The sequence below is a fragment of the uncultured Sphingobacterium sp. genome (assembly GCF_964277905.1).
Taxonomy (GTDB): Bacteria; Bacteroidota; Bacteroidia; order Sphingobacteriales; family Sphingobacteriaceae; genus Sphingobacterium; species Sphingobacterium siyangense.
This window is the reverse complement of record NZ_CAXYKD010000038.1, coordinates 210064-231624: the sequence shown is the minus strand read 5'-3', so window position 1 is coordinate 231624 and position 21561 is coordinate 210064. Positions and strand designations below refer to the sequence as shown.

The following is a 21561-nucleotide window of genomic DNA, read 5'->3' as shown; positions in this document are numbered from 1 at the left end:
TTAACCTACACAATCTGACTTCTACCTTAATATATCCTATTATTGATTTAATAATACCGCATATGCTTGCTCCTTCACAAATTTCAGGGTAAATGGATCTTCCACAATTTCATTTAACTTTTCTTTTGTTGTTGCTTTCATCGTCGGATCCTCCTGTTGGGCCATCATTTGCATCAGTTCCATTTGTAAAGTGGGATCATTTTGCTCCACAAAGAAGTCCTGAACTTTCTGCTGACGTTCTTCTGGACTAAGTCCACTTAATATGGTTTCTATTGCAGCCATGCGTACATTACTACTCTGATCTGATACAGCTGTCTTTTCCAAAGCTCCCACACTATTTCGATCTAACTTACCCTCATCTTTCATCGCCAAGACAGCACTTAAACGCGTACTTGCTGAACTCGAATCCTGAAGCATCTGAACGTAATCCATTTTCTCTTCCATTTCACGATGAGCAGTTTCCGATACGCTTACTTTTGCCAATTGTTTTCCTTTGCTTTCGATACCGACGATTGCCTTAACGGGAGCTGAAGCCTCTTGGGTATCAGTATGAATTCCCATCACCTCAGCATCAACTGCTTTTGCATTGTCTTCTTTTTCCGGAATAGTAATAGGATGTACCACAGCCACAGGCTTTTCTACTTCTATTGCTCGTTGTTGATTAAAAGCAATAAAAGTTGCTGTCCCAACCAACAGGGCTGCTGCCGCGATACTAGCCCACTTCCATAAAGGCTTAATCTTTCTTTCCTGAACAGGGGGAACTACTTGTGGTCTTATTTTATTCCATAAGTCAGCAGAAGGTTCCCTCTGATCAAATGCCTCCCGATTAGCGTTCACAAAATCTTTTAAATTATCCCGCATAATTATACCTTTCCTTCAATTCTTCGTAAATTTTCTTTTTAGCACGGTGATATTGACTACGTACAGCAACCGCTGTCATCCCCAATGTTTCCGCAACCTCATCATGACTCATGTTTTCAAACAGGTAAAGATTAACAACCATCTTAGGTACGCCTGTCAATTGATCGATCACATGCTCTAAATCTGTCAAACGACATTCACGCCATTCTTTTTCCAGCAATTCGTCTTCGCCATCATCCTTAATTTCCAAATCATCCACCGGCGTAAAATATTGCTTATTCTTCCGTAACAGTGAGATTGCCTTATTCACCCCCATCCTTCTCAACCAGGCTTCCACACTGAGAACTAAATGCCATTTATCTGATCTTGAAAAAAAGTCAACAAAGGTTTCCTGTAAAATATCTTCACTTTCTTCCTGATTGGACAATATCCGATAAATAGAATTAAAAATCTTTTTTGCATACCGATGATAGAGCTGTGCAAATCCAGACTCATTGCCCGTTTGGCACATCGCTAATAAATCTTTATCGCTAAGCTGATTTTGCACGTTCTAAAATTAATACTGTTAATTCTTATGTTTCTACTATGTAGTCGGGGCTCTGCTGAAAATGTTGCAATATAATTTTATTTTTTTTCTAAAATAATTCTAAAAATGCATAAAAGCCCATTAAAGGGCCTCCTTTCAACAAAAAACACTCAAGAATGAACTTGAGTGTCTGCATTAATAAAATAAACTTAATAAGGATTTTAAAACTCCAGATATAAGATTATCGATTATTTAACTTTTAGATAGGTCTCCACAATGGTATGTTTAACTCCCAATTCAGGTAAGTTTTCCTCACCGGTCTGAACCAATGTATCTCCTTTTAAAGTAAGTTGAAAATCAAACTTATTACTTTCCCAATCGCGCATTGAACAATATTGTAATCTTTCTTGATAGTTGACACCATCAAAAGAATAGGTACCCCCACCTGCGACAAACAGCGGTTCCTTACCTTTACCTTTTTCCTTATCGTGGTTAAAAAAGGAAAAATGGTCATCATTGAACATTTTAAACATTTCGGTTTTGCTCGTGTCCGTAAAAGCAGTTACCGTATCTTTCCCTTTGATTGTTTTGCTTTCAATAAGCTTATAGGTACCGGTCAAGGATTTGGCTTTTACTGCATCCACATCTTTCTTTTCGGTAGTATTTTTACATGAAAAAACAAGACAGGAAATCGCAATCGCAAATAGCAGTTGATTTTTTAGGTTTATCATATTTTATAAAAGGTTTAAAGAGGCCAAACTACGAAAGTTCAGCCTCAATCAAAAACAAACCATTGTAATTATTTATCCCACCAAACTCGACCAGACAACTTATCTCCGCCAGGTACTGCGGCTGAAGCTGCTCTGTAGTTTTCGCCATTGATAGCCGCTTCAGTAGAAGGATAAGGGAATCTTCTAGGAATAGTCCCCGAAGTAGCATTTCCTGGATAATTCACAGGAGTTAACGCTGGATACCCACTTCTGCGCCAGTTGCTCCAAGTTTCATAAAAATCCATCATCGTTATCGTATGTGCCCAGTATTGGGTATTGATCTGTTTTAAGGCATCAGCAGCATTATATGGATTCGCAGCCAAATAAGTCTCAGCATCTGATTCACTTATTGCCAAGGAACCATCATACTGATTCAGATAGGTAATACTTGCCTTCACACCTTTTTTATAATGATCGCTTGCACTACCACTTATTCCCCAACGTTGGGCTGCCTCAGCCAACAGCAGCTCGGATTCGCCATAGGTCAAAATAAATGTCGCACCGGTCCGCTTGATCATATTAGGATTGGGCGAAGAATATTCTGCAAATGTCGTATAACTTGGGTCGCTACTAATGTTATACTGTGCATTTGATCCCAAATCTTTTCCATTCGGCATCCCCTTTTGCTTGGTTGGATCTGTGATAAAACTCCCGTTCTGTGTTTTGTCCTTTTCTGATAAATATAGTTTTGTAACAGCAACCTTTTGTAACCTCGGATCATTATTGCTTTTTAGATAGTCAATAAATGTTTTAGACCATTTTACATAATAATTCTCTTGGCCACCATCGCCCAATAAAACCTGGCTGTTTCTATTCTGAGTAACCCTAGATCCTGATTCATCATGTAAAATAAATGCATTGTCGGCATTGCTGTCCATTGTCTTACCCGCAGCCTTCTGCACATATTCCTTCGCTTTAGATTCGTCTACTTTAACCAAACGCATTGCTGTTCGTAAGAGCAGAGAATTGCCAAATTTACGCCATTTGGCAATATCACCTTTATAAATAACATCACCAGTGACTTTATCGCCATCGTCCTTTAATGCTGCAGTAGCCGTTTCAAGTTCCTTTAACAAATCGTTATAGATGTCCTGCTGCTTATCATACTTCGGTTTATAAACTTTGGTATAAAAACCCAGTCCCGCCTCCGAATAGGGGACATCACCATACAAATCAGTTAAGCGAGCAAAAATTAAAGCTTTCCAAATACGGGCGACATTGTACAGATTTGCATATTTTGGTTTGTCTTTTGTAAACTCAACCACATCCACAATATTACGAACCTGCTCAATATAGGCCCCAACTGTACCCGTACCCCAATACGCCGCGGTATAGCTTTCATTCAGCATATATTTATCGCCGGCCCAATAACTCACTACAGTCGATAAACCCTGCATCATTGTCGACGAGTAAATTAGATTTCCACGCCATGTATCGTATGCAAAATCAAAACTTCCTGTATAAAATAATTGTGCAGAGCTCAATGTATAATTTGGATCCCAATTTTCCTTACCATAAGCAACTGGATCTGTATTTATCTTTTCAAAATCTTTTGTACAGCTACTTTCCATAAATAATGTCGCTGCCATTAAACTAATAACTACCGGTTTAATATATCTTTTCATGATTGTTTGCAATTAGAATTTAACACTTAAATTAACACCGTAAGTACGTACTGCTGGTACACCTCCAAGCTCTAGGCCCGGGAAAGTTGCATTATAGCTCGACTCTGGATCTATGTTATTTGTTTTCTTCATGATCGTCCATAGATTGCGCGCTACAGCACTTACTGTAATCGACTTAACTTTGTTATTAAATAGATTGGATGGGAAAGTATAGCCCATAACGACCTGTCTCAATTTCACAAAATCAGCGCTGTTTACAAATATCTTAGATACATTATTTGCCGTATTGGTATAATAGGTAGAAGCTGTTCTGCCCAAGCTTTCACGATCAGCCACAGTTTCCTGATGTAATCCAAAAATATAACCGTAGTAATCTGTTCCCGAGAAAAGCTTTCCACCCCATTTTCCATCAACCAAGAAAGAAAAATTGAACCTTTTGTAGCTAAACTCATTGTTCCAGCCAGCAAACCATTTATTCATTGCCGAACCGTAGGACTTTAACTCACCCCGGTCAGGAGAACCATCGGCCAATTTTACGATCTCACCATTACTATCGTATTTATAATCGAAAGCCATGATCTGGAAAGCAGGCATACCAACTTTATTCATTAAGTAACCTACACCCGAACGCGAAGTCGCTACCGTCTGCTCGTCCATTCCTTCAGCCAATGAAATCACTTTATTGTCGTTGTAAGAACCATTCAGTGAGGATACCCATTTAAAATCTTCCGTTTTGACAACTGTGGCTGAAATCAATGCTTCAAATCCCTTATTTTGCATTTTACCGGCATTGAGTACGGCACCGGCATATCCGCTTGCGGAAGGCGTTGTGATAAAGGAAATCTCATCTTTCGACTTTTTGTTATACCATGTTAGATCCAAATTTACACGATCATTAAAAAGACGCAACTCCGTTCCGATTTCCAACTCTGTAGCTGTAGAAGCTTTTAAAGAAGAGTTCGGAATATTCACATTATTAATAACCCCTAAAGGTTGTCCGTTGAGTACCTCACTTCTAAAATTATAGGTTAACAAGGTTTGATAAGGATCTGTTGCCTGTCCTACCTGAGCAAAACCTGCTCTCAACTTTCCAAAACTCAACCATGATGGTTTTAGATATTCTGAAAAGATAAATGAACCCGAGATTGCGGGATAAACAGAGTTTAATTTATTATCTACTCCAGGTGTAGCTAAGGTAGAAAACCAGTCAGAGCGTAAACTACCAGTCAAATAAGCTATATCTTTATAAGCAAATTCTAAGGTACCATAAGTAGACTGTGTCTCCGATTCACTTTCAAGATACGCTACCGACTTATTTTTTGCGTTCAAAATATTATATACACCAAATATCGCGAAGTCGGTACCTAAATTAGTCGTCTGTCTGATTTTAGTATTTCGGTAACTCGCACCAAGATTAGGTGTAAGGGTATAATCCCCGAAAGTGAATGACTTACCGACCAAAACATCGGCATTAATATCTGCAAATTTAGTTTCCTGCTCTGCAATTTTACCATTCTCATAATAGCCGGTGCCAGAAGGAACAACATTCTTATAATGATCGGTATAACCATCTCTTCCTGCCCTTCCCTGAACAAACAAACCATTACCCATGGTATACTTTGCTGTTACGGAAGCGATCGAACGATCGCGGTTCGTATTATTGATAAACTCATTTGCTGCAAACCAAGGGTTGGTTGCATACACATTCCCTGAATTATAAAGGATTTCTTTTCCATTGTCATCTTTCCATGGCTTCAAATCGTTTACATTGATGCTCGTTGGCAAAAACATGACGTTGTAATTGGCATTTCCAGCACCGTCCGAAACCATTGGACGATTTTTGACCTGCTCCAGAATCATATTATAGCGTGCATCGATCGTCAAACCTTTGAGTGGCTCAAAAAGTCCGACCAAATTGAAAGACTGTCTTTTCAGTCCCGAATTTGGAACAACTGACCTGTTATTGACATCTGTCCCTGACAGACGAATAGAGCCACCATCAAATGATTTATTTAACGCTAATGTATTAGTCCATGTCGAACCAGTGCGGTAAAACCGATCTAAATTTCCCTTTTGTAATGAATAAGGTCTTGATGCCCCATCGAATTGTACGACGGGTGTTCCATCTAATTTAGCTCCCCAGCTTGAACCTCCCACTTGGGCTGCGCCTGCTTGGGTCGTTGGCTTCTCACCGTTTGCCCCCTGACCATAGACTGTTTGCCAATTCGTGTTGTCTATAATTTGCTCGGCAACAAGGTTACTATTAAAATCGATCGAATTGCCTTTTCCTGATTTTGTTGTAATAAGGATTACCCCTGCCTTGGCTCTTGAACCATATAATGCAGATGCTGCAGCACCTTTCAGTACCGAAATACTTTCAATATCGTCTGGGTTGATATTTCCGATTGCATCACCAAGATCGGGTGCATTATCCCATTGGCTCCCTGAGTTTCCTTTGGAATTGGCGTTTCCGATACCTACCGGCTTACTTTCCATCGGAATACCGTTAATTACGTATAATGGTTGATTTGTCTGATTCAAACTCGATACCCCGCGGATGGTCACATTGGACGCAGCTCCGGCACCGCCAGAAGTAGAACTGATATCCAACCCGGCCACCTTTCCTACGAGTGAATTCATCACATTATTTTCACGGGCTGTGGTTAGCGATTCACCGGCAACCTGCGTAACAGAATACCCCAACGAGCGCTTCTCTTTCTTCATACCCAATGCCGTCACAACGACCTCATTGAGCATCCGATTATCTTCCAATAAAACAATTTTCAGATCACCCTCTTTGGTTACGGCCACTTCTTGCGAAGTGTAACCTGCAAAAGAAATAATTAAGGTGTTTCCCGTTGCCGCATCGATCATAAAGCGTCCATTGATATCTGTTGCACGTCCTACCGCGGTTCCCTTAACACGTACCGTAGCACCAGCTAAGGGATTGCCTTTATCGTCAGTGACGACACCTGCGACAGCCACCTGCTGCTGTTGACTGACAACCACAAGACCTTCCTTAGAAACGGAATAAACCAATCCACTTTTATTGAAAAGCTTAGCCAATACATCCAATACCTTGATATTATTCGCATTGACTGACACTTCTTTATTTAAATTTTCATTCGTCGAATTATAAACAAAGTAATAATCACTTTGCTCTTCGATCATTTTAAGTACCTTGCTCAGTTTTGTTTTTTGGACATCCAAGGAGACTTTTTGTTGGGAAAATACATTTGCCGAAACATTCATAACAGCACACGTAGTCATAATTAAGGCTAGTTTCATCCGGATAATGAATCTAAAATGCACAATATATCCATTGCGCATTTGCAATAAGCAATTTTTAATCATATTTTAGTGTTGGTTAAAATTAATATTAAGCAGCACGCCCCAATGTTGCTGCTTTTGGTTAATCATTTTTTCAATGAAGGATGGTGTTGGTCCACCATCCTTTTTACTTTTCTGATATAGTTATTTTTCTCCCATATACTTTAAATTTAAAAGGTTCAACGCTCTGTAAAGCACTCAGTACCTGAGTAATATTCTCCCTACTAAAAGTTGCCGTAAAACGGTATTGTTTTAATTGATCATTTTGGATTTGGATATCCACATCATACCAGCGTTCCAATGTCCGGCGAAGCGATTCAAAATCTTGGTCCACGATTTCTAATCTATTTTCACGCCATGCAATATCTGGTATTTCAGCTGTATTGGATTCTATTGTAGGGATGTTCTCTATGGCAATCTCCTTAATCGGTAATTTGCTCGCGGTTGGTTTATTGTTTTTACGAGCGACTGCTATTTCAGCTTGATTCTTAAAGATCGTGATTTTTTGATTCGGCTTGATAACAACAGAATTTTCACGCTGTCCTTTGCTCGTCATTTCAATCGAACCTTCTACAAGCAGTGCTTCTGCTGTAGGTTCATCGGAATAACTCTTCACATTAAATGTTGTTCCCAGGACCTTGATATCAAAATCAGATGCTTGTACCACAAAAGGTTTTTCCTTATTCTTGGCCACCTGAAAATAACCTTCACCCGCAAGCCGCACCACACGCAATTCCTGATTGAAATCTGCCGATAACTCCAATTTACTCGCAGAGTTTAACGTAACAGTACTTCCGTCACTTAATTCGAAGGTCTTTTTTTCGCCATTTTTTGTTTGATAGACCTGGCCAATTGCGCTTATTGGTAATGTCGTATCAACTTTGCCTGGTTGAGCATAATACCAGATACCGCCCGATACCAAAGCGACAAATACAGCGGCAATGGCTGCCCATTTAGGCCAGTTAAACCGATAGGACACGCGATGTTCTACTGGAGCATTTTGCAGATCTGTCTTCAATTTTTCCAATTGCTCATTCACAGGTCTACGGTTACCAACCAAGAGTTGAAATAGGCGTTTGGCTTTCAGAATCGTCTCCGCTTGTTCTGGATGATTCAGGCTATATTGTTGCCAGTATAGAATACAGTTTTTATCTTCTCCCGAACAATACTTTTGAAAAGTATCATCAATCAAAAAATCTTCTAACTGTTTATAATCTTTTTGGCTCATTCTTTTGGGTATTTACTCTATAGTGCCCTAAAGCCTGGCTTTTTCCTAAAGAAAATTTAAATTATTTTTCAAACAACTGAAAATCAATCAATTATTTTAAATAAAAAAATACCAACACACTTACTTTTGCAAACATTGTACGAGCATGTTATTATTGAAACTTTAAAATAAAAAGCCAGACACAAAACTTAGATATCTTTCAATTCCTCCCTCAGAATCTTTAAAGCATCATAAAGTGTATTGTAGGCAGTTTTCACGGACATCTGCGTAGTTTCAGCTATTTTTTCATAAGAATAGCCCTCAAAAAACTTCAGATTCACCAGCTGTTTCTGACGAAAAGACAACTTCTCCAACGCCTCCTTCAAACGGATCTGTATAATTTCATTCGTCTGTACTTTGATGACAAACTCCTCATAGGGCATCTCCACCCAATCATCTTCAGCTTTCACATTTTGAAGGGCTGTATTGATTTTATGTTGTTTCTCCAGTAGACGCAGAATACGTCTTTTTAAAAAAGTAATGAGATAGGACTGTACATTTTCTACCCGATCTAGCTGTTCTCTTTTCTCCCAAATTTTAACAAATACCTGATCGGTTGCTTCACTTGCCAAGTCACTGTCGCCACAAGTGCGTATTCCAAAATTGACAAGCTCTTGATAGAGCGCCGCGTATAGATCAAAGAAAGCCGTCTCGTCTCCAGTACGAATACGTTCCCACAATAAGCGGTACCCCATTTTATTTCTCATAATAAAGCATATAATCCGAAAAAAGCTAATATAAGTCCTCAGTTCCAAAAGTATAAACTTAATCGGTAAAAGGAGAAAGAAACGAAAAATTACATTGAAGCGAAGAAGAAAGTAAATCGTTTGAATTGAATATTGTAATTTAGTTCCTTCATTAAGGATATAAAAAGTAAAAACACAACAGCATTATACAGCCGTTGACTAGATTTAAACTCACATGAAAACTATTTTTGCCATTGTAGGTAGCGCCAGTGCACATTCATCCAATCATCATATTGTAAATCACCTCCAACAGGAGATTAATGCCAATATCCATTTCACGCTATTTGACCGTCTCAAAGAACTGCCTCATTTTGATCCTGAAGAGAGCCAGACCCATCCACCAATCGAAATTATTGCACTTCGTCAGGTAATCAACGATGCCGATTTGGTATTGATCAGTAGCCCTGAATATATTTTCAGTGTGCCCAGTGGATTAAAAAATCTACTTGAGTGGTGTGCTGCAACCACGGTTTTCACCAACAAGCCCGTTAGTATCATTACTGCTGCTGCGCAAGGCGAAACAGCGCATATCGAACTACAACGTATCCTGCAGGGACTGGGCGCTCAAATTGACGAGAAACGAAATCTGCTCATACAAGGCGTCAAAGGGAAACTGGATGCCACTGGGGCAATTGGGGACGAACAGCTCAATTTAGAACTAGAAAAGCTGGCAACGCAACTTAAAGAAGATTAATACACACTAGGTTCAACTCCATTTTCATCCAAACCATAAAAATTAGCGCAATCCATAATTTGAAGATTATTATCTTTACGACATGCAAGAACAAATTAATAATCCTTTACACGGAAAAAGGCTCGACACGATCATTGAATATTTAGTGGAGTATTATGGTTGGGAAGAGTTGGGACAACGCATATCCATCCGATGTTTCAATGACAATCCGAGTGTCAAATCTTCCCTAACTTTCTTAAGGAAAACACCTTGGGCTAGAGAGAAGGTCGAACAGCTCTATGTAAAAACCTTGATGAAGAAATAAGTTTTTTTCATATTTCATAACGAATAATCTGATTATTAAGCATATCTTTGCCGCCATGAAAAAAATTGCCGACTACCGGAAGTTACTTAACGTAGAGAAATCTGTGGATCTTAAAACCCTAAAATCTACCTACCGGACAATCATGAAAGAATGTCATCCAGATAAATTTGTCAATGATGAAGAAGGTCGTTTGGCTGCAGAGCAAAAAAGTGTGGAAATGATTGAAGCCTACCATTTCCTGGTAAGCATCTGTCCAGAAACATTAGAGCAACAGTTGCCGATCTACACGGAGACAATTACCAATTCTGGCATTCAGGATATTGACTGGAAAGCACAAATATTGACAGTCACTTTTCATGACGGCAGTCAATATGAATATTTCGGTGTTCAGCGGAATGACTATATTAAATTTGTCAACGCAGATTCTTTAGGTCGATTTGCCCGTAGACACATCTTCCATTCTTATCCTTACCGCAATGTATTAAAGACTGCGACAGTTGCTTAAACACTGTTCTTTCTCAGCTATACAAAGATAAACGCCCTCTATCAGATTGATATAGGGCGTTTACGTAAAATGTTAAATGTTTAAAAGCTATCTATAGAACAATGCTATTACCAAATAGTTTTTAGTTTTATAATTTTAGCATAAGACCTGCCATTCCACCTCCATAAAACGTATTTCGGGTACGGTCTCTCCGCCAAGCTTTCCACAATGTACTACCACCATAAATTGAATTCTCGTCTCTTTCCGCATAGTTCAGGCTGGGAGCGACAAATATAGACATGCGCTCACTTAGTTTAAACGCCGGAATTACCCGCAGCGAGGACTGATGATTATCCAGGCTTTTAAATTTCTCTGTCAGATAATTACGTGTAGCTATTTCTGTACGCAGACTAAACTTGGTCCTATTAATCAATACTGCACCTAAACCTGCTTCAAAGGCATATTTATCCGGTCTGTTGCCATCGAGTGCCCTATTGATCGATAATACGCTATAGAGTACACGACCACCTGAACGAAATTGTAATCCGAGATAGCTATCCTCATTGACCGCTACTGAAAGACTCTTCTCACCATTTTTAATAAAATTAAGCAGACCAATGGGATAATCACTACTATCAGCAATATTAACGATACCTGCCACCTGAACTCCGCTTACTTTTTTAGCTTTATTAGCGATGCCCGCTACTTGATTTCCAACAGTCGATTCGCTATTGTTAAGTATGCTAGCAAGCTGTGTCGTTCCCGAAGCTTCTTTCGCCAAATTTAAAACTCCTGCTATTTGAATACCACTAACCGTATCCGCTTTGTTAAAAACCCCCGCTATTTGCAGACCTTTCACTTCCCCGGAAACATGGTTTCCCACACCTGCGATCTGTACCCCACTTACATTTCCTACTACGCCATTAAAGACACCTGCCATTTGCAAACCTTTCATTTCTCCGAAAACACGGTTTCCTACACCGGCAAGTTGTACGCCACGCACGCTTCCCCCAACGGCATTGAAAACACCGCCCATTTGCAAGCCTTGCATATCATATTGATTAATATTAAATACGCCACCAAGCTCAATACCTTTTACCCCCGCGGTAGATCCACCAATGATGTTTATGGAAAATTTATTCACAATTTGCGATCGTATAAATCCATGTGTACTTAATCCCGGTGTCATCGAAATTTGATATGGGCTATACAAAAACATCCCCCCTAAATTCATACTTTGGATCTTTTGGGCAGGAGACAGAAATACCCGTCCCCAAAAAGATCGATAAAGACCATGATCCTCTTCATACCCTTCAAAATAGCCGTATTCACGCTTCTTCTTATCGCCAATTTGCGCTTCTATCGGAAAAATCACCATAACACTGGTGTCCCGAAAAGCCTCCTTACTAACGTTCACTGCAATGAGATTACTTTTTTTCTTTACGTCCAGCTCAAAGTAGCCATTTTGGTCCGTCAACGTAGACAATAAAGCACTTCGATCAAAAATACTGGCATTGGAAATCGGATTATTAGTCCGAATATTTTTGATATACCCCGCTATAACAACTTTGTTTTTATTAGGTGTCTTCACTTCAAACTCCACCGACATCCGCTGAGGTGTATATTGAATAATAATATGCCTTCCAAGTTCTTTAAAACTATATTCCTTGCCCAAAATCCGATCCAGATAATCATACAAATTCCCTTTGAAGGCCTTAGTATGAATCACACTGTCTGTCTGTAGGATATTTCCATTAAAGGAGAACAATACATCCTGCTGCTCCTTCAACAAGCGAAAAACTTCACCTACAGTGGTCTCTGGAAAGGCTGGTATTTGAATCGCTGCAGCGAGCTTTTGCTGTGCCCTTCCCAAATGGAACGAACACAGCATTAAAATTAAGAGATAAAGCTCTACCCTCTTTATAAAAAATAGTATCATGTTGTTTTCTATACAATTTTGTTCTGAAAATATATCTATCTGTTGGCTCACCTCGTCAGATGAATCTCTCTGTCTTTCACATTTACTTTTAATCCAAATGTGCTAGAAATGACTTTCAAAATTTCAGTTAAACTATTTTGTTCGAATTTTGCTGTCAATAATAATTTCTGATCAGCAGGATGGTCAATAATAATCTTATACGCATAAGCTTGATTTAGCAACTCAACAACACGCTGTAATGGGGTATTCTCAAAATCAAACACACGATCCACATAATATTTATAAAATTGATCCTTGACAGGTTCCTTTCCTACTTTTATTGTATCACTATCCCGGATTGTAATCATTTGTTGTGGTCGCAAAAAGACTTCCTTATTTGCATAACCGACTTTAACCAATCCTGTAGCAACAATAACTTCCGTCGCATCGGATGTTCGGCGCACATTAAAACTGGTGCCCAATACCGTAATTTTGGTTTTACCTGTCTCAATGACAAAGGGATGTTTTTTATCCTTGTAAACCTGGAAAAACACTTCCCCTCTCTTCAATGCCACATTTCTATTTTTATTGGTCCACCTGCTTGAATAAGCCAGCTCCGTATTTTTATTTAAGGTAACTACCGAACCATCAGGTAGGGAATCTTGTCGTACTTGCTCCATACTCGAAAGAAACATTTCCTCACGATGAGATTGATCAAACACATAGAATCCTACTGCACAAAAGACCAAGATACTGGCTGCTAACCACCAGCTCCATTGAATTACAGAAGTCTTTTTTGGGGGGATTACCGCAGCTTCTGCCGCTCTTTTATCTCGCACAACTTTGAAGTCAGCCCAAGCCTTATCTACGTTCACATCAGGAACATCCAGAGGTTTGGGCAAACTATCCCACATTTTTTTCATTTTTATGTACTCCTCCTTATTGTTAGCGTCTTCTTCTAACCAATCGTGTATCATGATATTCTCTACTTCATTGGTCTCGCCAATGATATATCTTTCTAACAGTTCCTTATTCATAGCGTATAGATAAGAAAGCAAATAATCAATGTTAAATAATCCATAAGTTCGATACGCAAATGCTTCAGTGCCTTGCTCATATGTCCCTCAACAGTTTTTATCGACAGATCCAGGGTTACTGCGATATCCTTATATTTCATTTCCTGAAAACGGCTTAACTCAAAGACCGTCCGGCTTTTTTCAGGTAATTCCGCCAATGCGACCTGTAGCTTTTCGTCCAAATCCCGCGTACTTTCATCAACCGCAGGTACAAAATCCTGCCTATGCTGTTCGTGGGATTGATATTTTAGCTTGCGTTGCTCTTTTTTAAGCACATTCATACTTTCATTATAAATAGCCCGATATAAATACGCTTTTAATGAAGTATGTATCTGCTCCTCCCAATCGCGTTCCCAAAGCCGCAAAAACACCTGTTGCACAACCTCTTCCGCCACATCACTATCGCCTAGATACCGGTAGGCATAACGATGTAACTCTTTGTAGTGCGCCCGAAAAAGCTGCTCAAAATTCTTTTCTTTATTTTCCGACATTGATCAAATCTGTCTTATTGTTTAAATAATCCACTCTATTAGTAAGACACCCCAATAGACTATTACCCTTACAAATTTTTCATTTTTTTTTAATATCAACTTCGATACCGCCATATTATTTCAAATCCCTTATTTATCCCTATTCGCAATTCTTTTGGTATAGATGCTCAGGCGAATACGTGACATCCTCCCATCGGTCAAATGATATTTACCCAAAAAACTTTATAAAAAGGCTTTTGTGACGACTAAAGGTAAGCCATCTATTTTATAAAATATTTTTTTTCTAAGGGTATATGGATTTTCCATTGTCATAAAGGAAAGAACAACATACAATTGATCACAAAAAATAATTTGACAATGAAAACAACATTCAAAGTAGCCCTGTTGGGATTGACATTATTAGGAATTGCAGGTACTACACAAGCGCAAGATATCACTTATGGTTTACAGGTCGGAAGCAACTATCATATGAGTTCCTTTGGTAACAAGTCTGTCAAAGATAATAATGGCAAAGTCGGCGTATCTGTAGCAGGATTTGCCCGTATTGGGGATCGTGTTTTCTTCCAGCCCGGAATCGGTGCCAGTCTATTGCGTAAAGAATATACCTTCGAAAATGTGCAGAAAACACCTAAATTCTATCAAATAAATCTACCATTACAGGTCGGTTATAAATTTTTGGAAAATGGCGACTTCAACCTCCGTGGGCTATTGGGGCCGCAGTTAAACTATGATGTAAAAACAGTGAAGTCCAGCGCAAATACCGATTATAAGAAATTTTCATTTGATGGTAGAGTGGGGATCGGTGTAGATATCAGTCACCTTACATTAGATGCTTATTACAGCCATGGTTTTACGAGTATCGACAAGACCTTAGACGCAAAAAATAAAACAATCGGCATTATGGTCGGTTATAAGTTCTAATCAGCATCTATTAGCAAAGAAAAACGCCATTCTAAATCGAATGGCGTTTTTTCGTATTTACATTTTATTTTTTGTCAATAATTATTATTTTAGCCCTACCAAAAAATTATTCCAGGTAATCGTCCTATTTAAATACGACTTTCGATCAAATTGGAATAAACGGGATGTAGCGTAGCCCGGTATCGCGCCAGCATGGGGTGCTGGAGGTCGTCGGTTCAAATCCGGCCATCCCGACTTTTTTCCTTTATGATTAACGTCTGTTTCATTCTCCCTTCTGTCATCAGAATAGACGTTGATCCTGTTCAAAATAGATTTTTCGGATCAATACAGGCCAATAACTTGCAAGGGTTCCTTCTTTAATCCGCTTGAAAAGATCATGATCCGAAGGAATCATTCCTTTTAAATCATCCTTCTTCGCGGCAGATCCTTCCCCTTTCGACAGCTTTAATTGTTCTTCTGCAAGTTTTCGAAGCATCAGTTCATACCTGTTTTTTGAAGGTTTACTCTGGGCAATTTTTTTCAAAAGATCTGGATTTCCCTGATTATTCCCTTGCTGCAAATACAGTTCAAGCCAGTCGGCCAATATTTCATTTTTTTCATCGGCATAAGGCTCCCCAACGCCCAAATTCATAGGCCATAATCTCGATTCCGCAATTTTCAATTTTGCCTCTTTATATTTCTTTTCAAGGATAAATTGGTAGGCCAACATTAATTTAGTCTGTACATAATACCGATGGCCCTCAGTTGCGCCTTCAAATGGAAGTATGGTCACCTCTTCCAATTCTTTCTCAGCCCGCACGTATTCTTTCCCCAATAACAATGTACGTACCTGTGCCAGGGTTAGTATATAATTCTTCGGAAATTTGCGATGATATGCTGTACTCACCTTAAGGGCTTCTTTATAAGACTGACTATTGTTTAGAAGCTCCACCAAATGTAGCCCATATCGCCATTCTTGTGGTTCCATCAAGGTTGCCTGCTGCATCATCTGTACCGCCAGATCTATGCGGCTCGTATCTTGCAAACTTGATTTCAGTGCATAATAGGCCGCAAAATCTGTTGGCTCCTGCGCTACTGCCGACAAAATTTCTCTTGCTTTTTGGGGCTGATTCCTGAAACGATACAATAGTGCAGTCAGATAATCGATAGTCCAACTTTTACTGTTCTCTTTTGCCCATTGGAATACCTGGTTACTTTCTTCTCGAAATGGGAAGACAAAAGCCGGCTTACTTTGCGTTGCCCGATTTAACCATTCCTCACTGATCGACTTATTCGATCGTGTCAGCCAAGCTAGCCAAATTAAAGCTTCCGTATTCTTCTGTCCCGAAAGGAGTAGATCGGTGGCAGATTCAAATTCTCCAAGATCAGCATACCATATCGCCAGTTCCATCAGCTTTTCAGCGGCAAACTCTTGCCTGGATGAAAATGTCTTCTTTTCCTCCAATTGGAGAAAGGCATTAAACGGATCATATTGGAGAATTGTCTGACGGGAAAGACGATCTGTTACAGCTCCTTTTTTGTGCTGAACCAACACGTCCATCTGCAAGGCATCTATATTTAGCGGATTGGCGACCACAGCTTTTGTGATATAATCCCCTGCACGTTCATATTGTTTAATCCGATAGTAATATTTGGCCATTTGCACATAGGAAGCACTTCGCCAAGTTGGATTTAATGAAGCGACTTCAAAACCATCTAAAGCATCGTTATCTTTTTTTAGCTTAATCGCTGCCAAACCATAGTAATAATTTGCCTCTGCTTCATAAGTATCCATAGACAATGCTTGCCGGGCATAGGCATAACATTGCTGATATTCCATTTTAAACCAGGCCAGTTTGGCCATTTCAAGGTAGGTCTGCGAAGTAGCGCCATGCTGGACCAGTTCCTTTAATTTTACTTCCGCAAGCGTATATTGCCTAAAGCGAATGAGATCACGTATCTCCAATAATTTGGTCTGCCCCGTATCTAAGCTTACTTCCGCTGAAATTACAGTAGGTCTATTCAGTTTTGACCAAGATGTATCCGTTCTGAGATTAAAATAATCCTGTCCCAATTTCAGATAGCGAGGTCTTGAGTCTGTTGCTACCATCAAGGATAATTTGGTAGGTTTGCCCAATTGGGCTTCAATAAAACTTCGATTTAATACAGTACCTATGCTATCAAGCACATATATACTGTCTTTTAAAGGTCGCTTTGGATCAAGATCCAATAATAGCTTATTGTTCTCACGTTTTATCTGAATTGCTGCTGACAGTTGTATCTCCTTCGGTTTTCCTATCCCTGAAAATGGCATCCAGTATTCCGTCCAACTGTCACTTTGATAAGGAGCAAATCCAAGTTGTTTAAAGGGGGTCTGGCTGCTGGAAGGAACATTTTGATTGAACAGACGTCCACTTTGGATTTCTACATATTGCCCACTCTGATCAGTCAGTAAATTTTCCCAGATCTTGCCATCTCCAGCCTGCGACCAAAGAAATATCTTTTTCCCTAATTTATCTTCACGGAGGGCATAACGGGCCATTCCATAATTATGATCTGTATAGTAAACCCCAAAAGCATTGCTATGCGCGCCCAATACATGATATGATTTAGAACTACCAAAAGCATTCTCGCTATAGTTAGAAAGATCCCGTCCCTGGCTATCGATAGGCCAGGCATGCGCATCGCCATCATGACCGATATATTGATTTCCGGGATACAAAAACTTCAGATCTTGCCCCGCAGCAACACCCAGATTCATCCAGGTATAATAAGGTTGTTCAACCGCATTGGCATTATACCAAAAGGAGCGTGTAGAAAAATAACCTTTGTCTTTTTCTAATCGGATCTCCAAGGTCCAGTTACTACGGCTCAGCATATCATAGGCGTGGATAAAGCAACTTACGCTTCCATCCGCATTTTCTTGCGTAAGGTAATCGACCGGTGTAGAAGTATTGGGCGTGTGTCCAATAATACCATAATTAGCTTCGATACCACCACTCGTCCATGGTCCCCGCATGGCAATATCCCTAAATTTCACAACGCCATTGTTGTAAATATAGTCCCGCTTATTGACCTTATCATAGGCCGACCAAATTTTCCCACCGATCTCTGGCATCACCTGTACCCGAATATAATCGTTTTCCAGGATAACGGTTTTCCAGTCCTTTTCAATAGCCGTATTTGTAAAACCGTCAAAGCGGAAATAAGGATACAACTTTTGAGCTGAAGCTATGGGATCCGGATCCGTAAAGGGATAGGTTACATAACGTTTCTTACCCTCAGAAACCTTTGCCGGATGCTGTGCAAAAACTCCTAGCACACAGCAGCCCGTTGCCCCTAACATAATCCACTTTTTCATTGGCGTTTTAATTTAAAAATTTCACAATTTTAATGGCATTCCCGAAATCGTTGATTTGTCCGATGTGATTAAATCCGTCATGTAAGCCATTACTTCACCGAATTTCAACATAAATGAATCTATCATAGGTTATTTGCATCTTTGCATCAACAAAAAGCCTATGATAAATTGCACCTTGTAGCGCTATCGTACTGCTATTCAATAATCAACAAAAGTCCTTTATTCTTTTCTACCGGAATCGCATCGCCTAATTTATACTGCGCTCCCTTTTGAAAATTAGGAATTAATGGTGCGTATAATTTTGCCTTTCCTGAATCAATCCCCAATTTTCCCCAGTCAATGGCCAATTTTACATCCACATCACCATCCGCCCAGCTAGCGATAGCTACCATCGCCTTGCCCGCACGGCTATAAACAGTTGTAAGAACCTTATCATGATCGGTTTTAACAGGAATATTTGGCGACCAATAGCCTATCATTTTACTCCCTTTGATGCCAAATTGATCCCACGCTCTCCATAGATCAGCAGGTGTCAATTTTTGGTAAGGCATCCTATTGGTCATGCCATAGAGCATACCCCGCCAAGGATTTCCACCATCCTGTAGCATTTCACCCATTAAACCAAATGGAATGCCGCTCACCTCGGTAAGGAAAAAATCGGGTTGGTTATTCTCATAGTCAAAGTATTCACCAAACCATAATCTATTGATGTACGGAAAATGCTCCAGATACAGATTCGCGCTATTATTGAATCCATCACTTTTGTTATATTGATTTGCCGAATGCAAATCGATCAGACCAGGTTTGCCATTTTTTGTCAGTACACGTTTTATTCTTTTCATGGTTACCCGATCGAAGGCAACATCATCCAAATAAATCCCATCGATACCGATATGATCTACCAGCCAATTCATGCCTTCGACGTAATAATTGTGCCATCTATTCATTCCACTATTGATAATAGCCGCGTCTTTAAATTGGGGAACATACCATGCAGCGATATAATTTTTACCCACATGCTCCTGCAACCAGGAATATCCGCCTCCTTTTCCAGGTGAAAACACCTCGGTGCCCAGGCTACGCAATGGATAGAGCTCATAAACCCGGTTTGAAACCTCACGAACGGTATTGTAGATCTTGACCTTTAAACCCTTATCATGTGCCTGATCGATATATTGCTTCATTTCTTTTGTCGCAATAAACGGATAATTGATATATGGATTTATTTCATTTCCATGATGGATATTGATGACATTAGATCCACTTGCAACAACAGAATCAACGGGTTTATAGGCATGGTAATACCGTTCATTCCATTGCGCTTCCGTATTGATCGGGTGAAAAGGGGTAATTAGCAGGTTAAAATTGTAATAAAGTACATCGCCTTTTTTGAGTTCACGGGCTCCGCTGTAACTATTGACCAAAACCGATTTTCCTTTCAGGCCAATATCAATTCCCCCTTTATTTCCATTACCCCAGGACTGTGGCAGCACAAGAGGCTTTTGAAGATAAAAATTCGTATTGAGCGGACGGGAATAATGCTCGTCACGGAGTGAAAACTGGAGTCCGGCATCTACAGCACCTATCCAGCCACCATCCTGATTTTTATGAGCTACATCCCATTTCCAGGTAAGCTGTTCGGGCCTCTTTCCTCCCTTTTGCCCAAGTCCCATAAAATAATCCGTCTTATCGGGCATCATCGGGATATGCATCGTGGCATCTTTTAATGACAGGTCCTTCAGCGCCGTCAGCTTGACCACATAATGCATATAACCATCAAATTCCAATTTACCCTCTACTTCCATTGTCAGATCGGAAGACTCATTTTTGGCCGTCCAACTATATTCACCGTCACTTTTGGTTTCAAATCGGATCCCGCTTGGTTTAAGTTGAATTTCCTTTCCATCTGAAGCACTATAAAAATGAAAGTGGAGCGGTTCGAATAAGAGGTTATTCGCCTTGGATGATATTTCAGTCAATTCGGGCGTAAAAAACGTGCTGATCTGCTTTGGAAAACCACTCGCATGGAGTTTCACCTCGCGGCCTAAAATATGCAAGGTAGAATCTGCTTTTAATTCAATAGCTGTATAAGGCGCGACCACTGTATTTTTTTGAGCCAATGTCGAATTGAGCCATGGTAGTCGCGTCATTTTCCAAGGTTGATCAACACTGGATACATCACCTGAAGCATCTGAAACCCTTATTTCCACATTGACCTGTTTCGCTACCGCATTTTTTGGCTTTACGGTAACCACGCCATGGTAAGTTCCGCTTGCAGTGACCTCCGGAATCTGTATACCGCACCACAAGGCCTGAACCTTATCTTTTGGTATATCAACCTGGAGTGCCATTGCTTTTCCGGTATAATCCGTACCTTGGGTATTGATACAATTTAGGCTATTCGCGGGAATAATAGCCCCATCACTTGCTTTAAAATCCGAGAATGAAATTTGGATTTCATGGAGGTCCTGCTTTGGAGACCATAACCCGAGTTGAAATGCATAAAATTCACCTTTCTGCCCTGTGCCCTGCAACTTAGTCATGGCTTTACCTTTCATAAGCCAGCGTTGCGGAAGATTGCTTTCCATTTTAATCGGAAACTCCCGCAATTCAGGAAAAAGATAATAAGCGGCATTCGCATTTCTGTTCACAAAGCCTCGCACTTCTTCGGCACTCGCGATCAGTTCCATCGGATCATTACTATTGTATTTATCTACGGCATCAAAGCGTGCAACAGTAACTCCTTTTGAGTTTCCTGCCCCATGCTGTGCTACTTTCGCTGGTGCTGAAACGGCATTTTTAAGATAAATTGCATCCGGATAATTGCGGCTGCGGCCACCCATCTGATACGGTAAATAATAGACATAGTAAACGCCCTTCGCGGAAATCGGCTTAAACCGTAGTCCACCAGATTCCGTATTCATCCAAAGATAAGAGCTAGGTGCGATTTGCCTATTGCTGGCACTATCGACGATAATAACTTGCTGATTTGCCTCAACCCAGCGATTTCGCCACGGAATAGTAACCTGCACCTCCTTCTGATCCGTGTCTACCTGCAGTACTGCTCGATGATTACCCAGCTGGTCCGCATCCCACTTTTGTGTTTCCGGAGGATAGGTCAATTGCGCCCGGGCCGAGTTTGCGCATAAGGATACGGCAAGGATAATTGCCAGCTTATAAGAGGCTGTTCTTTTTTTCATGCGAATAG

At 40.1% G+C, this 21561-nt stretch carries 16 protein-coding genes and 1 tRNA gene; 5 read left to right on the top strand and 12 right to left on the bottom strand.

Annotated features, from left to right (window positions below; translation table 11 throughout):
* Window positions 1-39 precede the first annotated feature (39 nt).
* From ACHWSC_RS17775 to ACHWSC_RS17745, 7 genes are all read right to left on the bottom strand, one after another.
* Entirely contained in the window at window positions 40-861 is an 822-nt protein-coding gene (locus ACHWSC_RS17775) for a hypothetical protein (RefSeq protein WP_394677659.1), read from the bottom strand.
* On the bottom strand, window positions 851-1408 hold the full coding sequence (locus tag ACHWSC_RS17770; RefSeq protein ID WP_075991654.1) for an RNA polymerase sigma factor: 558 nt from the start codon (window positions 1406-1408) through the stop codon (window positions 851-853). Before ACHWSC_RS17770 ends, ACHWSC_RS17775 begins: the two co-directional genes overlap by 11 nt.
* A 227-nt stretch (window positions 1409-1635) precedes the next feature.
* Window positions 1636-2118, bottom strand: coding sequence for a hypothetical protein (locus ACHWSC_RS17765; protein ID WP_075991653.1), 483 nt, complete (start codon window positions 2116-2118; stop codon window positions 1636-1638).
* Between the two features lie 68 nt (window positions 2119-2186).
* Window positions 2187-3782, bottom strand: a complete 1596-nt coding sequence (locus tag ACHWSC_RS17760; RefSeq protein WP_394677658.1) for a SusD/RagB family nutrient-binding outer membrane lipoprotein — start codon at window positions 3780-3782, stop codon at window positions 2187-2189.
* A 12-nt stretch (window positions 3783-3794) separates the two neighbouring features.
* Complete coding sequence (locus ACHWSC_RS17755; RefSeq protein WP_394677657.1) at window positions 3795-7070, bottom strand: SusC/RagA family TonB-linked outer membrane protein; 3276 nt, start codon at window positions 7068-7070, stop codon at window positions 3795-3797.
* A gap of 169 nt (window positions 7071-7239) precedes the next feature.
* Complete coding sequence (locus ACHWSC_RS17750; RefSeq protein ID WP_394677656.1) at window positions 7240-8340, bottom strand: FecR family protein; 1101 nt, start codon at window positions 8338-8340, stop codon at window positions 7240-7242.
* A gap of 188 nt (window positions 8341-8528) precedes the next feature.
* A complete protein-coding gene (locus ACHWSC_RS17745) occupies window positions 8529-9086 on the bottom strand; it encodes an RNA polymerase sigma factor (RefSeq protein ID WP_075991650.1) in 558 nt (185 codons plus the stop codon).
* A gap of 214 nt (window positions 9087-9300) precedes the next feature.
* Here ACHWSC_RS17745 and ACHWSC_RS17740 point away from each other — a divergent pair, with 214 nt between their 5' ends.
* The 3 genes from ACHWSC_RS17740 (at window position 9301) to ACHWSC_RS17730 (ending at window position 10628) form a co-directional block, all read left to right on the top strand.
* Window positions 9301-9819, top strand: coding sequence for an NADPH-dependent FMN reductase (locus ACHWSC_RS17740; protein ID WP_394677655.1), 519 nt, complete (start codon window positions 9301-9303; stop codon window positions 9817-9819).
* Window positions 9820-9901: 82 nt separating this feature from the next.
* On the top strand, window positions 9902-10123 hold the full coding sequence (locus tag ACHWSC_RS17735) for a VF530 family DNA-binding protein (protein WP_394677654.1): 222 nt from the start codon (window positions 9902-9904) through the stop codon (window positions 10121-10123).
* Window positions 10124-10178: 55 nt separating this feature from the next.
* Window positions 10179-10628, top strand: a complete 450-nt coding sequence (locus tag ACHWSC_RS17730) for a KTSC domain-containing protein (RefSeq protein ID WP_088160655.1) — start codon at window positions 10179-10181, stop codon at window positions 10626-10628.
* Between the two features lie 127 nt (window positions 10629-10755).
* Here the strand turns inward: ACHWSC_RS17730 and ACHWSC_RS17725 are convergent, their stop codons facing one another.
* From ACHWSC_RS17725 to ACHWSC_RS17715, 3 genes are read right to left on the bottom strand one after another with little or no spacing between them, the layout of a single operon-like run.
* On the bottom strand, window positions 10756-12546 hold the full coding sequence (locus tag ACHWSC_RS17725) for a hypothetical protein (protein ID WP_394677653.1): 1791 nt from the start codon (window positions 12544-12546) through the stop codon (window positions 10756-10758).
* A gap of 47 nt (window positions 12547-12593) precedes the next feature.
* A complete protein-coding gene (locus ACHWSC_RS17720; protein ID WP_394677652.1) occupies window positions 12594-13562 on the bottom strand; it encodes a FecR family protein in 969 nt (322 codons plus the stop codon).
* A complete protein-coding gene (locus ACHWSC_RS17715; protein ID WP_120336575.1) occupies window positions 13559-14092 on the bottom strand; it encodes an RNA polymerase sigma-70 factor in 534 nt (177 codons plus the stop codon). Before ACHWSC_RS17715 ends, ACHWSC_RS17720 begins: the two co-directional genes overlap by 4 nt.
* A gap of 357 nt (window positions 14093-14449) precedes the next feature.
* Between ACHWSC_RS17715 and ACHWSC_RS17710 the strand changes: the two genes are divergently transcribed.
* Together ACHWSC_RS17710 and ACHWSC_RS17705 are read left to right on the top strand one after the other, a co-directional pair.
* Window positions 14450-15013 (top strand): porin family protein, encoded by a 564-nt coding sequence (locus ACHWSC_RS17710; RefSeq protein WP_088160652.1) that lies wholly within the window; start codon window positions 14450-14452, stop codon window positions 15011-15013.
* 160 nt (window positions 15014-15173) lie between these two features.
* A tRNA-Pro gene (locus ACHWSC_RS17705) sits at window positions 15174-15247 on the top strand.
* Window positions 15248-15293: 46 nt separating this feature from the next.
* On the opposite strand, the gene ACHWSC_RS17700 is transcribed toward ACHWSC_RS17705, so the two are convergent.
* Together ACHWSC_RS17700 and ACHWSC_RS17695 are read right to left on the bottom strand one after the other, a co-directional pair.
* On the bottom strand, window positions 15294-18353 hold the full coding sequence (locus ACHWSC_RS17700) for a DUF5107 domain-containing protein (protein ID WP_394677651.1): 3060 nt from the start codon (window positions 18351-18353) through the stop codon (window positions 15294-15296).
* A 194-nt stretch (window positions 18354-18547) separates the two neighbouring features.
* Window positions 18548-21553: a glycoside hydrolase domain-containing protein gene (locus tag ACHWSC_RS17695; protein ID WP_394677650.1), complete on the bottom strand. Its 3006-nt coding sequence runs from the start codon at window positions 21551-21553 to the stop codon at window positions 18548-18550.
* Window positions 21554-21561 lie beyond the last annotated feature (8 nt).